General features: G+C 64.1%; 11 protein-coding genes. 8 read left to right on the top strand and 3 right to left on the bottom strand.

The window, feature by feature from the left end; all coding sequences use genetic code 11:
- The 4 genes from HQN59_RS11435 to HQN59_RS11420 all read left to right on the top strand — a co-directional run.
- Window positions 1-529 (top strand): toprim domain-containing protein (locus tag HQN59_RS11435; protein WP_176069200.1); only part of this gene is annotated, 529 nt, incomplete at its 5' end.
- A gap of 409 nt (window positions 530-938) precedes the next feature.
- Complete coding sequence (locus HQN59_RS11430; protein ID WP_176069199.1) at window positions 939-2,003, top strand: DUF932 domain-containing protein; 1,065 nt, start codon at window positions 939-941, stop codon at window positions 2,001-2,003.
- A gap of 367 nt (window positions 2,004-2,370) precedes the next feature.
- Window positions 2,371-2,676 carry a hypothetical protein gene (locus HQN59_RS11425; RefSeq protein ID WP_176069198.1) on the top strand — a complete coding sequence of 102 codons (306 nt, stop codon included), beginning with the start codon at window positions 2,371-2,373 and terminating at the stop codon, window positions 2,674-2,676.
- 24 nt (window positions 2,677-2,700) lie between these two features.
- Window positions 2,701-3,360: a FlhC family transcriptional regulator gene (locus HQN59_RS11420; protein ID WP_176069197.1), complete on the top strand. Its 660-nt coding sequence runs from the start codon at window positions 2,701-2,703 to the stop codon at window positions 3,358-3,360.
- Between the two features lie 100 nt (window positions 3,361-3,460).
- Here HQN59_RS11420 and HQN59_RS11415 read toward each other — a convergent pair whose 3' ends face one another.
- On the bottom strand, window positions 3,461-3,853 hold the full coding sequence (locus tag HQN59_RS11415) for an XRE family transcriptional regulator (protein WP_246294843.1): 393 nt from the start codon (window positions 3,851-3,853) through the stop codon (window positions 3,461-3,463).
- A gap of 38 nt (window positions 3,854-3,891) precedes the next feature.
- Between HQN59_RS11415 and HQN59_RS11410 the strand changes: the two genes are divergently transcribed.
- The 4 genes from HQN59_RS11410 to HQN59_RS11395 all read left to right on the top strand — a co-directional run bounded on the left by HQN59_RS11410 (window position 3,892) and on the right by HQN59_RS11395 (window position 12,328).
- Window positions 3,892-4,815, top strand: coding sequence for a DUF4007 family protein (locus HQN59_RS11410; RefSeq protein WP_176069196.1), 924 nt, complete (start codon window positions 3,892-3,894; stop codon window positions 4,813-4,815).
- Window positions 4,808-8,137 carry an ATP-binding protein gene (locus HQN59_RS11405; RefSeq protein WP_176069195.1) on the top strand — a complete coding sequence of 1,110 codons (3,330 nt, stop codon included), beginning with the start codon at window positions 4,808-4,810 and terminating at the stop codon, window positions 8,135-8,137. The genes HQN59_RS11410 and HQN59_RS11405 overlap by 8 nt, the downstream gene beginning before the upstream one ends.
- Window positions 8,130-8,972 carry a phosphoadenosine phosphosulfate reductase domain-containing protein gene (locus HQN59_RS11400; protein WP_176069194.1) on the top strand — a complete coding sequence of 281 codons (843 nt, stop codon included), beginning with the start codon at window positions 8,130-8,132 and terminating at the stop codon, window positions 8,970-8,972. Before HQN59_RS11405 ends, HQN59_RS11400 begins: the two co-directional genes overlap by 8 nt.
- A 440-nt stretch (window positions 8,973-9,412) precedes the next feature.
- Window positions 9,413-12,328 (top strand): Tn3-like element IS1071 family transposase, encoded by a 2,916-nt coding sequence (locus HQN59_RS11395; RefSeq protein WP_003049965.1) that lies wholly within the window; start codon window positions 9,413-9,415, stop codon window positions 12,326-12,328.
- Window positions 12,329-12,658: 330 nt separating this feature from the next.
- Here the strand turns inward: HQN59_RS11395 and HQN59_RS11390 are convergent, their stop codons facing one another.
- The gene (locus tag HQN59_RS11390) at window positions 12,659-13,459 is read right to left on the bottom strand and encodes an SDR family oxidoreductase (RefSeq protein ID WP_176069193.1); all 801 of its coding nucleotides are present in this window, start codon (window positions 13,457-13,459) and stop codon (window positions 12,659-12,661) included.
- Between the two features lie 47 nt (window positions 13,460-13,506).
- Window positions 13,507-14,307, bottom strand: coding sequence for an SDR family NAD(P)-dependent oxidoreductase (locus HQN59_RS11385; RefSeq protein WP_176069192.1), 801 nt, complete (start codon window positions 14,305-14,307; stop codon window positions 13,507-13,509).
- Window positions 14,308-14,311: the final 4 nt, after the last annotated feature.

Genomic DNA, 14,311 nt, shown 5'->3' with positions numbered 1-14,311 from the left:
GATCCAGGCGCCGGATGGTCAGGCCGTGACGCTGCACCGGACCTACCTGCGCGATGGCCGAAAGCTCGACGCCGCCGACGCGAAGAAGGTGCTCTCCGCGGGCATCCACGGCGCCGCCGTGCGGCTGTTCGACGCCGGCGCGCAGCTCGCGCTGTGCGAAGGCATCGAGACCGCCCTGGCGGTGCACCTGGCCACCGGCAAGCCCGTGTGGGCCGGCATCAGCGCCGGCAACCTGGAGAAGCTCTGGGTGCCGGACACCGTGCGCGAGGTCTGCATCTATGCGGACAACGACGCCGGCGGCGACTTCGCCGGCCAGTGCTTCGCCTACGCGCTCGCGCGGCGGCTGAAGCGGGAGGAGAGGACCACCGGCCCGCGCCAGGTGCGGGTGTTCGTGCCGCGCCATGCGGGCACGGACTGGGCCGATGTGTGGTGCCAGCGTGCCACCGGCCCCGACCAGGGCCGGGGGCCAGCGACCGCATCGTCGTCGGCCGACCGGGCCTCGGGCAACCGGGTGGCCCTCGGTGGCTGAGGCAGAGGTCATGGAGCTTGGGGTGCGGCGAGCCACGGCGGGCCGCACCCGCTTTTTCAGCGGCTCTGGACGGGTCGGCGAATGCCCTGCGCCAAGACCTGCCGGTGCCGGCGAAAAGGTCAGGCGCCGTCGGCCATGCGGCCGACGCGCTCCCCTCGTCGTTTCCCGACTGGTAGCTGCCAGACCAGGTGACGCCTCCCGGCGCCACGAAGGCAGCCCTGGAGATCCATCGCGACCGATGGCGACACCCATGTCACCGACGTCGCGCCCCTGCCTCGCCGATGCATCGCCGATCCACCCAGGACGCGCTGCATGCGGCGAGTTGTCGTCGTCAACCCACTGCGGGGACCCGTGCCCCGACGTGGGCCGTGCCGTCCCCGCTTTTCACACACCCCGATTGGAGAAAGTCATGAAGAGCGGACGTACCCTCGTGAGCCTGGCCCAGGAACTGGAGCGCCAGATGCACTCGAAGAAGGACCTGATCGTGCCGTCGCAGCTGGTGCATCACAGCACCGGCGACGACGGCCAGACGCACATCATCGTCAACGAAGCCGGCAACCCGGTGCGCTACGGCGTCACGCCGCTGGCGCGCCGCCAGCTGGCCGACAAGCTGAAGATCCCGCACGCTTACTTCGAGCGCATGCGCGAGGAGCAACCGGTGCTGCTGGACCGCAACGTCAACACCTGGCTGCAGAGCGAGGACGACCGGCGCATGCTGCGCACCCTGGACGGCCAGGTGCGCGCGGTGCTGTCGGACCGCTACCGCCGGCTCGACAACTTCGACCTCGCCGAGAGCGTGCTGCCCATCCTGCAGCAGCTTCCCGAAGTGCGTTTCGAGTCGGTCGAGCTGACCGAGACGCGCATGTACCTGAAGTGCATCACCTCGCGCCTGACCTACGAGATGGCGCCGGGCGACGTGGTGCAGGCCGGCGTGGTGATCTCGAACTCGGAGGTCGGCCAGGGCACGCTGTCGGTGCAGCCGCTGCTGTACCGGCTGATCTGCCGCAACGGCCTGATCGCGGCGGACCGGTCGCTGCGCAAGACGCACGTGGGCCGCTCGCTCGGCACCGAGGACGAGGGCCTGCAGGTCTACCAGGACGACACCCTGCGTGCCGACGACAAGGCCTTCTTCCTGAAGGTGCGCGACGTGGTGCAGGCGGCGGTGTCGGAGGCGAGCTTCCGGCAGACGGCGCAGAAGCTGCAGAAGACGCTGAAGATCCCCCTCGTCGGCGACCCGGTGAAGACGGTCGAGGTGCTGGCCCAGCGCTACACGCTCAACGATGTCGAGCGCTCGGGCGTGTTGCGGCATCTGATCACCGAGGGCGAGCTCTCGGGCTACGGGCTGGTCAATGCGGTGACGCACTACAGCCAGGAGATCGACGACTACGACCGCGCCACGGAGTTCGAGGCGCTGGGCGGCAAGCTGATCGAGCTCGGCACCGCCGAGTGGAAGGGCCTGGCCGAAGCGATCTGAGCACGGCCTGAGCAGGCAGTCCGGCACGGCGGCGAGCGGGGGTCAAGCCCCGTTCGCCGACCGGGCCGGCGCCGACGTTGCACGACGCCCCGACAAGGGCGTCGTTCACGCCGCCGAACTTGCGAACTGAGCGCTTCATGCGGTGGCGCTCACGCATTCGCCGGAATTCGCCAGGGCTTGCGAGTGGCAATTCGGTAAGCAGATGCACAGGCCCGCGCCGCCCATTGAAGTCGACCTGTCGCCCACCCTATGCTGGCCGCACAGCGCCGGAACCATTCCTTCAGCCACCGCAACACGACCCGCATCCACCGACCAACCCCTCCACCCTGCCCTGCACGGGCTCGTGGTCCCCACGCGAGGACGCACCATGAACCAGGTCCAGCTCTCCGATGTGCAGATCGCCAACCTGACCCTGCTGCTCACCATCCGCGACGGCATCCTCCACGACCGCACGGCGGCGTGCTGCCGCTTCGCGCTCGACGCGATCCAGGCCGAGCGGCTCGTCACGATGAGCGTCCAGCAGCTGATGGCCATCGTGGCCAACCTGGGCGACGCGACGCTCTTCCCGCCGCGCCGCGACCTGGTCAGCCTGCTCGACACGCCGCTGCCGCTGGTGCGACCGCTGGCTGCGGTCCACGCCCCCCGCCATGTCACGGCCAGTTCGGCAGCCTGACGCCCAGATGCCGGGTCATACGCCATGCAGTCGCGGGTCGATCGCCAACTGCGCGCCCTGGCACTGGCCAAAGCCTGCGCGGCCTGCGGCGCACGTGTGCGCACCATCGGTCATCTGACGGGCCTGCCACCCCGCGAGGCGCTGCGCCTGCTCTTCCCGGACCGCATGGCCGTGCCTCGAGGGCGTTCGCCGGACTCCCCCGAGTGGTACCACGGCGCCAACCTGCTCCACCGCGCCGAGGCGTCGATCGTCGTGGCCCTGTACCGCCGTCTGCGAGACGCCGACTTCCCAGCGGGTGAAGCTCTCGTCGGCGCCTACCGCCACTACGTCGGCATCTGCCAGCCGCCGCACCGCATCAGCTTCGACCGCGCCTTCGATCTGGCCGCGCACACGGACGGCCTGTGGCTCACCGACACGAGGAGCTTCTCGCTCGTCACCTGCCCGACCTGCCACAGCGAGTTCCTGGCGGCCTTCGGCTCCGTGGCGCGGTCGAACGACCACTGCCCGTTCTGCAAGCTGGTGCAGCGGTATGGGACGGACCCGCGGGTGCAGGGGGCGTTTCCGGTGCAGCCGCTGGCTGCGCCGAGGGCGGAGCAACTGGGGATGCTCGTCCTGCTGCAGTGTTCCTTTGGCTCGTCGACGGGGCAGGTTGGAACCTCCTCCGCGAGCGAATGCCAGCCGTGAGCCAATCGGTTCGCAGCAGGACCTTCACTGTCGGATGGCGATGCGAGATACAGAAGAAGCAACTCGGATCTGGTGTGGACGGCACAGCGTCCCACTTGCATCAGAAGCGAATGCCGCCGGACTTCGGTGTCGCAAACTGGTCCGGCTCCTTGCCCAGCGGGAAAGCGACAACGTACAGAACGCTCACCGGCATCGGCTTGGCATCGGGGTCGGCTCCCCACTTCACCTGCATTTTGCGTTCGGCATAGCGCAATGACACGCCGAGCGCCTTCAGGCCATCGATGCGGGACTGCAGTTCGTCGTACACCTCGAACTTCGGCGACTCGGTGTAGAGGTCCGCGCAGTCACGGTACTCCCTGAAGTAGTCCACCAGTCCGGCGAACGCCTCGTCTGCCTCCCGCTCGAGTTCGAACCCAGGCTCCGACAGATCCATCATGTGAGCTTCGGCGAGCTTGGCCAACTGCTTCCCCGTCGTCAGCGGGAGTGCAGTCAAGGTGACGTGTTCGCCCCTCGCCGCGCTAAGATGCGATCATGGCCAACACTCAAACTGCTGCAGGAGGCAAGCCGCCCGCCCACTTCTCAGGCCATGAGACCTTCCCGCTGCGGCAGATGTGGCTCAAGAAGGCCTTCGAGCAGACTGTTGACGGCGGCTACATCAAGAAGTCAACCTTCGTCGACGAGTCGGCGATCGCGGCCTTTGGGGTTGGCAAGAACATGGTTGCCTCCATCCGCCATTGGGCGCTCGCCTGCGGAATCATGTTCGAGGAGGGCGAGGGCTTCCGCATCGGCAGCCTCGCCATGGAGATCCTGCAAGACGGCGGCCTCGACCCCTACGCCGAGAACCCCACCACCGCTTGGCTCGCCCATTGGCAGCTCGCCGGCCGCTGCTACCGCTCCACCACATGGCATTGGCTGTTCAACCATGTGACAGCGCCGACCTTTACCCGCCAAGAGCTAGAAGAGCCCTTGGCCCGATACGCCCGGGATCTAGACCCGAGGCACCGCCTCTCCGCCTCGACGCTTTCACGCGACTTGGAGACTTGCCTGCGCAGCTACGCTCCCCGAGCGGCAGGAGGCTCGCCCGAAGACTTCGCCGAGCCGCTGCTCGGCGAGCTCAGCCTGCTTCAAGAGGTCCACAAAGGCCAATACGCATTCCGCCGGGGCCCCAAGGCCTCGTTGCATGACGGCGCCTTCGCTTACGCCCTGATTGATTTCTGGGACCGGACGGCAGAAGGCCAAAGCTCGCTGGCATTCGAGACCGTCGCTTACGCGGAAGGCTCACCGGGGCGAGTCTTCAAGCTCGATGAGGAGTCGATTGCCCAGCGGCTGATCGCCTTGGCCGACTTCACGGGTGGGAAGCTCGCGTGGACCGACTCCGCGGGCTTGCGCCAAGTCCATCGCAAGAACCTCTCCAAAGAGGACAGGAAAGAAATGGTCAGGCGCGCCTATGGCTGATTCCAAGGAGCAGGCGCTCTCGGACATTGTCCAGATTTCGCGCCAATATCAACGCTCGATCCGAATCGATGCGGACATCGGCCGCGCCGATGCGCTGGACGGCTACATCTTCCATTCGACAGCCTCGTCGGTAGTCGAAGGCATGTGCCGTCAAATCGACGGAACCAATCAACGCAGCTTCACCTGGACGGGACCCTTTGGCGGAGGAAAGTCCTCGCTCGCCGTCGCGCTTGCCAGCGCGCTGCATCCCGACAGGGGCCTGAGAGCGAAAGCCCGCGCGGCGCTCAGGCTTGACTCGAAGCCTGCGTTCGACAAGGCCTTTCCGGTCCGCAAAGGATGGCTTGTCCTCCCGGTTGTTGGCCGCCGTGGAAGCGTGGTCGCAGAGTTGGGGGCCGCCATTCGGCGGGCCCAAGGCAAGAGCTTCGACGGACGCAACAAGCCCAACGCACCATCGGTCATCGCCGAGCTGCTCGCGGAAGCCAAGGATCGCCCGGGCGATGGCGTCTTGGTCTTCATCGATGAGATGGGCAAGTTCCTCGAAGCCTCAGCCCTCGGCTCAGGCGACGACGTCTACTTCTTCCAAGAGTTGGCCGAGGCCTCCGCGCGCTCGGAGGGCCGCTTGGTCGTCGTGGGCGTGCTGCACCAATCCTTCGCGCAGTATTCGGCCCGTTTGGGCATCGACACCCGGGATGATTGGGCAAAGGTTCAAGGCCGCTACCTGGACCTTCCCTTCGTAGCCGCAAGCGATGAAGTCGTCGAGCTGATCGGCAGGGCGATCGAGGCCAAGCGCCGCCCCGATTGGATGCACCATGCCTCCAGCATCGTTGCCGAGGCCATCCGCTCCAGGAGGCCCGCCGTTGGCAAGGACTTTGCCGACGCGCTTGCGCGCTGCTGGCCCCTACATCCGGCCATGGCCGCATTGCTTGGCCCGATCTCAAAGCGGCAGTTCGGACAAAACGAGCGCAGTACCTTCGGCTTCCTGTCTTCGGTGGAAGCCCATGGCTTCCGCTCCTACCTGCAATCGACCTCGCTAAGCCAAGCCACCTGGTATCGCCCCGGCGACTACTGGGACTACCTGCGGGCGAACCTGGAGCCGGCGATCCTGGCCTCACCCGACGGCCACCGTTGGTCCCAAGCGGTCGAGGCGGTGGAGCGGGCCGAGGCGAAGTCGGGCGATCCGCTCTTGGTGGCGATGATCAAGAACATCGCCATCATCGACATGTTCCGCAATGGCTCGGGCCTAGCCGCCGATTTGCCGGTGCTCTCCGCCTTGTTCTACAAGGTTCCGCAGGAGCAGATTGACGAGGCTCTGCGCAAGCTGGCCGCCTTAAAGGTCGCTCTCTTCAAGAGCTACACCGGGGCTTGGTCGGTCTTCGAGGGCAGCGACTTCGACATCGATGCGGCCATGGCTCAAGCCCTGGCCGCCTCCCCCGGCATCGACTACGCGAAGCTCTCACAGCTCATGGGCATGCATCCGGTGGTCGCCAAGCGGCACTACCACGAGACAGGCTCCATGCGCTGGATGGAGCTTTCGCTGCGCAGCGTCGAGCAGGCCGAAAAGATCGCCGATGGCTACTCGCCCCAGCGGGGCGAGTTCGGACAGTTCATCCTCGCCATCCCTAGCAGGGGTATGTCCGCCCGCGAAGCCCGCAAGCGGGCACAAGCCTGCGCGAGGCTTGATCCCTGGCCCGTGCTCATCGGGATCCCGTCGAACCATGCCCGAATCGCCGAGCTCTCGGCGGAGCTGGTGGCCCTTGAGCAGGTCAAGGAGCGCCATGAGCTGGGCGGGGATCCCGTTGCGCGGCGGGAAGTCTTCGCCCGGCTGGCTGCGACCCGCTCCGACCTTGAAGACCACCTCCAAGCCGCAGTCTCGCTGTCGAAGTGGCACGACGGAAGCGATCAAGTCATCGAGCCGGGGGCCAAGCTCTCTCCTGTCGCCTCGGACCTCGCAGACAAGCTCTACCACCACTGTCCGGCGGTGTGGAGCGAGCTGGTCAACCGCGACAGCGTTTCGAGCAACAGCGTCAAGGCGCGCCGCGACCTGCTGCACTCCATGATCAATGCCGAAGGTCAAGAGAGGCTCGGCATCGAGGGCTTCCCGGCGGAGCGCGGGCTGCTCGACACCCTGCTGACCGCGTCCGACCTCTACCGCAAGGAGAGCGGCGCCTGGCGCTTCTGCCCGCCCTCTATCGAGTCGGGCGAGGGCTTCATCGAGCTCTGGCGCGCGACCAGGGACCTGTTCACGGATGCCAACGCCCGCGTGGGCGTCGATGCGGTCTACGAGCTCTGGAGCCAGCCGCCCTTCGGCATGAAGCAAGGCGTGCTGCCTGTGTTCTTGACAGCCTTCCTTCTTGCGCACAAGGCCAACGTGGCCGTCTACAAAGATGGCATGTTCACGCCTAGGCTGAGCGACGCCGACATCGACGAGTGCCTGCAGGATCCCTCGCGCTTCACACTGCGGTGGATCGCCATTGACGAGGACAAGAACCGCATCCTCGAAGGCATCGCCCGTCTGCTGGCTGAAATCGGTGAGAAAGCTGGCGCGGCCGATCCGCTCGAAGCCGCCCGCGGCCTTGTGGCCATGGTCTTCAACCTTCCCGAGTGGTCGCGCCGCACGCAGCGGTTGGGGGCGACGGCCAAGGCCATGCGGGATATGCTGCTCAAAGCCAGCGACCCGCACAAGGTTCTCTTCGTTGACCTGGCATCCCTGCTTGGCGCAGCCGATGGCAAGTCCTATGTCAAAGAGCTTCGGGCCCCTTTGAAGGAGCTGGCGACGGCGTACGCCAAGATGCTCGGCGAAGTCGAGGCCAAGATGCTTGCCGCCCTCGATGCGACCCGAGATGACCTGGACTCCCTGCGGGAGAGGGCCACGGCCTTGGCGGGCGTGGCGGGTAACTTCCGGTTGGATGCATTCGCCACCCGCCTGGCCTCCTACGATGGCTCTCGCGAGTCCCTGGAGGGTCTGCTGAGCCTGGCTGCGGACAAGCCACCCCGTGACTGGGTTGATCGGCACATCGACGCAGCGTTGCTGGAGCTGGCGCAGTTCGCGCGCCGCTTCCGCGAGGCGGAGGCCTTCGTGGCGGTCCAAGGCCGCAAGGCGCGCAGCGAAGCCATCGCCGTCGTCATCGGCGCGGGCGCGGAGACCCGGACGATCTCGCGCTCGTTCGCCATCTCGGAGAGGCACCGCAAGATGGTCGATGACAAGGCGGCTGAGTTGGCAAGCATGCTGCAGGGCCAAGGCCTGGGCACTGATGTCTTGCTGGCGATCCTGGCGAAGGCCGGCATGAAGCTGGCTACGGAGAGGGAGGAATCCAATGGCTGAGCGGCATGTCTTGGGCATCTCAGGAGGCAAAGACAGCGCCGCCTTGGCCGTCTGGATGCGCGACAAGCATCCAGAACTCGACATCGACTACTTCTTCACCGACACCGGGGAAGAGCTTCCCGAGGTCTACGAGTTCCTGGGCAGACTTGAAGGCTACCTGGGCAAGCCCATCGCCCGGCTCAATCCCCGGCGGGACTTCCGCTTTTGGCTGCGCGAATACAACCACTTTCTCCCCAACCCGCAGACACGCTGGTGCACCCGAAAGCTCAAGTTGGCTCCCTTCGAACAGTGGGTCAGGCCCTGGCTTGCGGCTGGCGACCAAGTTTTCTCCTATGTGGCAATCCGCGCTGACGAGGACTACCGCGAGGGCTACTCATCAAAGGCGGACAACCTGGTCGTCCGCCTGCCCTTCAGGGAGGCTGGCATTGATAAGGCTGGCGTCGTGGACATCCTTGAGTCCTCGGGAGTCGGCTACCCACAGTATTACGAGTGGCGTTCGCGAAGCGGCTGCACCTTCTGCTTCTTCCAGCAGAAGATCGAATGGGTTCGGCTGCGCGAGCAGCACCCCGAGGACTACGAAAAAGCCAAAGAGCTTGAGAAGGACGCCTTGGAGCATGGCTCGCCCTTCACCTGGTCGAAGGGCGAATCCCTGTGGGACATGGAGAAGCCCGAGCGCGTCGCCGAGATCAAGGCTGAATACGAGATCCGCCGCGCACGCTTGCGCAGGAGCATTCCCATCAACCCACTGCGCCCAGTGAGGGAATGCCCCGAAGACATCGACGACGTCTATGGCGAGGATGAAGGCGGCGGAGCCTGCTTGGTTTGCCACAAGTGAGGCAGGCGGTCCATTGGAGCGGCTTCGCGAACTCCCTCTGTTCCGTGCCACGGCAGGTCACCTAGACCCCAATATTGATCGCAGAGAACCCCACGATCTCTGCCGCGAACATCCGCTAAGAGCTGAGCGATATCGTCCGAGATGCGGCGCAGAAGCCGACAACCCTACAAAGGGAACAGGGCGCGTTCAGCTTTGACCCAATCCGCATCCACCTTCTCGGCCTCTGGTCCAGCTACCTGAGGATCGCCGCCTCCAGCGCGGCACTGAACTCCGCGCTTGTTTGGTAACGGTTCTGGGGGTCTCCTCGTTTTCAGTGCAATAAGTGACGGTACGCAAAGCTAGCACTGGCGCGGGGGTGGTCTGGGTAGACCGTTGATTTCATTGACTTTCCTGTTCGCTTTGTAAACGGGTATGGTGGCCTCCCACTTTTGAGGTTCACGATGCAGGGTTGGCACACAACGTTTTTGGGGATGCGTGGGCTCCCCCGCGATATCAGCGACTTCGAGATGAAGGCATTTTTCACCTTCGATGGTGCCGAGCGCGACGCAATCAATGCACGCCGAGGTGATTCCCACAAGCTTGGTCTGGCGCTCCATATTGGTTTCCTGCGCATGAGTGGGCGTTTGCTCGGTGCCTTTCGGGTAATTCCAGTAGCCTTGTGGCGCCACCTTGGCAACGAGCTTGGCATTGCAGCACCAGAAGTCGCCTCGCTGAGAGCCATGTATGAACGCGGGCGCACGCTATTCGATCACCAACAAGTAGCCTGCACGGTCCTTGGATTCCAGTGGATGAGCGAGCACCAGCGCCGCTCACTGGTACGTGAACTGCGCGACGAAGTGGCGCGCTGCGCCGACCGCGATCAGCTACTCGTGCGGGCGCGTCAATGGCTGTACAAGAACAAGCTGGTGATCGTGCACGAGCGGGCAATTCGGACACTGATTGCGGCGGCACTTGCCCAGCTTGAAGTTGAAACAGGCACCGCCATCGCCGCCAGCGTTGATCCAGCAACACTTGATCGCTGGCGAGCCTCAGTTTCAGAGCTGCGCCCAGATGGACAAACCCAGCAGAGTTGGCTATGGGCTGCACCGGCGAAACACTCAACCCGCCAAATCAGCGAGGTACTGGAGCGCATCGACCTGCTTTACACGCTGGACGTTCATAAGCACCTGGCAGACATCCCCGATCTCATCTTGCGCCGCTACGCGCGCCGACTTGTCTCCAGGCCGCCCTCAGCCGGAGCCAAGATCAAAGAGCCAGCGCGCACCGTGGAGGTCGCATGCTTTCTTCGGTATTGCCTGTTCACCACCACAGACCAGTTGATCCTTATGGTGCAGCGCCGGATCGCCGATCTGTGGCGTCAGGCTGCCGCCGATGTCCCCGCTACCGTCAATTGGGCCGCAATGTACAAAACGCTGCTCGGCGAACTTGTTGCCTTGAGCGCGCAAGGTGCGGTGCCAGATGCTGAGTTGCGTGCCCGTCTTGAAGCCTTGATCACCGAAACCCAGAAACGCAAACCACCGAGCAGGGCCTCCCTGGTCCGCGAGGGATTGATTGATGGAATTCGCCCCGTGCGGTCGTTGCTCGTCGCCATTGCAAAGCTGCCCTGGCAGGCCACCGGCGAGCATCCTGCCATCGAGTACCTTGCCAAGCTGCAAGCTTTATATCTCAAAGGATCCAGAAAGCTGCCAGTTGAAGTGGTGGCACCAAGTCTGGGAATGATCTGGCAGGTTTCGATCTCCAGCCCAGACCGGGAACGGGCGTTTCAGGCGTTGGAGGTGGCCACCCTGTTTGCCCTGCGCCGCGCGGTGCGCAATGGCTCGGTCTGGATTGAGCACAGCCTGAGCTTTCGGGGTCGTGCGCGCTTGTTCTTCACGGACGAGCGTTGGCAGGCAGAGTCCAAGAAACACTATGCCCGTCTATCGTTACCCAGCAAGGCTGCCACTTTCTTGAAGCCTTTGCTGGCCAGAGTAACTGCCGGTGTCGATGCGGTGGCCGCTGCAGCCCGCAGTGGCGTACTGCGCGTGGATGATGAACTCCATTTGTCGCCATTGCCCGCAGAGGACGAAGACCCAGAAGTGACCAAGCTGCGCGCGGCTTTGGATCACCGCATCGGTGAGGTTCAATTGCCGGAAGTGATTCTGGCCGTTGACGCCCAGGTGCGCTTTAGCTGGATCATGCTCGGACGTGAGCCGCGCTCTACCGACGAGCTGCTGATGGTCTATGCCGGCATCATGGCCCACGGCACCAGTCTGACTGCGGTCGAATGCGCGCGCATGATTCCGCAATTGTCTGCCACCAGCATTCGCCAGGCCATGCGCTGGGCGCGGGACGAACGGCGTCTGAGCCAGGCCTGCCAGGCTGTGCTGGAATTCATGCAGCGACACCCGATTGCCGCCACCTGGGGGCGGTCCGATTTGGCATCTTCTGACATGATGAGCATGGAGACCACCAAACGGGTGTGGCAAGCCCGGCTTGATCCTCGGCGCAACACACCTTCCATTGGAATCTACTCCCATGTAAAAGACCGGTGGGGCATCTTCCATGCGCAGCCCTTTGTGCTCAATGAGCGCCAGGCGGGCGTGGCCATTGAAGGTGTCATCCGCCAAGAAAAGCTGGAGACCAGCCAGCTTGCTGTGGATACCCATGGCTACACCGACTTTGCCATGTCACATGCCCGTTTGCTTGGTTTTGATCTTTGCCCGCGGTTGAAGGAACTCAAACAGCGCCACCTCTTTGTGCCACGCGGCACCAAAGTGCCCGCAGAAATCGCTGCGGTGTGCGAAGCCAATGTCGACGTCGCTTTGATCGAAAAGCATTGGGATAGTCTGGTGCACCTGGCAGCCTCGGTCATGAGCGGACATGCCAGTGCGGTGGCAGCTCTTGCGCGGTTCGGTTCTGCCGCCCAGGGCGATCCAATCTATGAGGCTGGCGTGCAATTGGGGCGGTTGCTGCGTACGGCGTTTTTGGCTGACTACTTTGTCAAGGACGCTTTCAGGAACGAGTTGCGCCGGGTGCTCAATCGGGGCGAGGCTGTTAACGCCCTCAAGCGCGCCATTTATACCGGCCGGATCAGCCCGGCGCAGGCCAAACGTGTCGATGAAATGCAGGCTGTGGCCGATGCGTTGAGCCTGATGGCCAACATCGTGATGGCGTGGAATACCTCACAGATGCAGGCGGTCCTGGATCGCTGGTCGAACCGCCGCCAGGTCATTCCACCGGAACTGATCGGGAAGATTGCGCCCACCAGGCTGGAGAGCATCAACTTGCGGGGTGTGTTTCGCTTCCCGGTTGACCGCTATGCTGACCAAATCCTGCCTTCGCGGCCAAATGCATCGATAACTGGCACCAATGGATGAAACCGACCACGGTTTGACGCCACGAATCGCAGATTTGAAAGTGAACAGGAAAGTCAATGAAATCAACGATCTACCAACACCACCTCCGCGCCAGTGCTAGCTTTTCGTACCGTCACTTATTGCACTGAAAACGAGGAGACCCCGTGCAGCGCGAAGAAGTCGATCGCGGCGTGGAGAATCATCGACTTTCGCAGGTCAGGCGGCAGCCTGACACGGCGCGACTGGTCTGCTCGTTGTCTCCCTCGCTCGACGGACTCGCTGCTCAATGACGGCTCCGGGAAAAGGCGCGAAGCTTAGCATCACGGGTGCGGCGATGCGGCCTTGGAGCGCTCACCGGAAGGTCGCGGATTCGAGCCCGGCGTCTACGGGCAGTGAGACACCGGTGACCCGCCGGCCTTCGTCGCTGGCGAGGTAGAGAGCCGCACTTGCGATGTCCTCCGGCTCGACGAGTTCGCCGAGGGCGCCGGCGGAGACCTCGACGGCAACCTGCTCCTCGAACGTGCGCCCGGAGCTTGCCGCTCGGGCCTCGATCACCCGCTCCAGCCGCGGCCCCCGCGTGAGGCCCGGCAGGATGGCGTTCACCCTGATCTTGTGCTCGCCCAGTTCAACAGCGAGGCTCTTGGTGAGCCCGATGAGCGCCCATTTCGCCGACGCGTAGGGCGTTCGAAAGGGAACGCCCACACGGCCGGCCAGCGATGACATCATGATGATGGATCCGCCTGCGCTCTTGAGCAGGCCCACTGCTGCGCGGGTGCAAAGATATGCGCCGCGCACGTTGCACGCGTAGACCGCCTCCCAGTCGGCGAGCGCGATCGATTCGATGCCTGCCGTCGGCCCCGAGATCCCCGCGTTGTTGACGAGGCAGTCCAAAGCTCCGAAGCGGGCCCGGCACGCTTCGAAGAACTCGGCGACCTGCGACTCGATGGAGACGTCCGCGGCAACGTACAGCCAATCGGGGCGCTCCTGCTGGAGGGCGGCAAGCCTCGCCCGGTCTGGATCGCACACGGCGATCGAAGCGCCTTCCCCGGCGAATCGCTGCGCGATCGCTAGCCCGATGCCGGCCGCGCCCCCGGTGATTGCGGCCCGCTTACCGGTGAGTCGCCCCGGCACCCCGGATTCCTTATCGAACATGTGCTCATTATAGAGCGTGCGTTCACTCGAACGGCCCCGGGGGGACGCTACAGCTTCACCATGTTGATCAGGCCTCCGTCTACGGGCAAGACGGTGCCGTTCACGTACCGCGATTCATCCGATGCGAAGAAAAGACTCGCGTTCGCGACGTCCCAGACTTCACCTTGCTTGCCCGTCGGGGACATGGCATCACGCTTGCGCCACATCTCGTCCGGGTCGCCGCCATACAGCCTAGTGTTGTTCTGCTCGACGATCGGCGACCTGATCAGGCCAACCAGCACCACATTGCTGCGTATGCCTTTCGGTGCGTACTGGATCGCGATCTCGCGTGACATGGCGATCATTGCCGCCTTGGACGCCGCGTAAGCGAACTTCGGGAATGGGATCGCCCGTTCACCGTTGATGGAGCCGATGTTGACAATGGATCCGCTGCCCTGCAGCTCCATGTGCGGCAGCGCGTGCTTCGCTGTGAGGAACATGCTCTTCGCATTGACATTCATCATGCGATCCCACTGCTCCTCGGCATACTCGACGGGCCCGCCTGAATTGGTGATTCCGACATTGTTGTGCAGCACGTCGATTCGGCCGAAACTCTTGATGCACGCTTCGGTCAGGGCGCGGCAATCCTCGGACCTGGAGACATCAGCGCGAAATGGAATGCACGTGCCACCTTCTGCACGGATCATTTCGGCCGTCGCTTCTGCAAGTCCCATGTCGACGTCCGCAGCCAGCACGCGTGCGCCTTCTCGCGCGTAAACGAAGGCGCATGCCTTTCCGTTGCCGATGCCGTCACCGCGCGTCCCGGCGCCAGTCACGATGGCCACCTTGCCTTCGAGGCGACTTCCCATGCCG

The organism is Rhizobacter koreensis (assembly GCF_013366375.1).
Lineage (GTDB): Bacteria > Pseudomonadota > Gammaproteobacteria > Burkholderiales > Burkholderiaceae_C > Schlegelella_A > Schlegelella_A koreensis.
This window is presented reverse-complemented; position numbering and strand designations above follow the sequence as displayed.

Excerpts from the sequence above, each read along its gene's own strand:
- HQN59_RS11430 (WP_176069199.1), top strand. The coding sequence starts at position 939 with ATGAAGAGCGGACGTACCCTCGTGAGCCTGGCCCAGGAACTGGAGCGC.
- HQN59_RS11425 (WP_176069198.1), top strand. The coding sequence starts at position 2,371 with ATGAACCAGGTCCAGCTCTCCGATGTGCAGATCGCCAACCTGACCCTG.
- HQN59_RS11420 (WP_176069197.1), top strand. The coding sequence starts at position 2,701 with ATGCAGTCGCGGGTCGATCGCCAACTGCGCGCCCTGGCACTGGCCAAA.
- HQN59_RS11410 (WP_176069196.1), top strand. The coding sequence starts at position 3,892 with ATGGCCAACACTCAAACTGCTGCAGGAGGCAAGCCGCCCGCCCACTTC.
- HQN59_RS11405 (WP_176069195.1), top strand. The coding sequence starts at position 4,808 with ATGGCTGATTCCAAGGAGCAGGCGCTCTCGGACATTGTCCAGATTTCG.
- HQN59_RS11400 (WP_176069194.1), top strand. The coding sequence starts at position 8,130 with ATGGCTGAGCGGCATGTCTTGGGCATCTCAGGAGGCAAAGACAGCGCC.
- HQN59_RS11395 (WP_003049965.1), top strand. The coding sequence starts at position 9,413 with ATGCAGGGTTGGCACACAACGTTTTTGGGGATGCGTGGGCTCCCCCGC.
- HQN59_RS11390 (WP_176069193.1), bottom strand. The coding sequence starts at position 13,459 with ATGTTCGATAAGGAATCCGGGGTGCCGGGGCGACTCACCGGTAAGCGG.
- HQN59_RS11385 (WP_176069192.1), bottom strand. The coding sequence starts at position 14,307 with ATGGGAAGTCGCCTCGAAGGCAAGGTGGCCATCGTGACTGGCGCCGGG.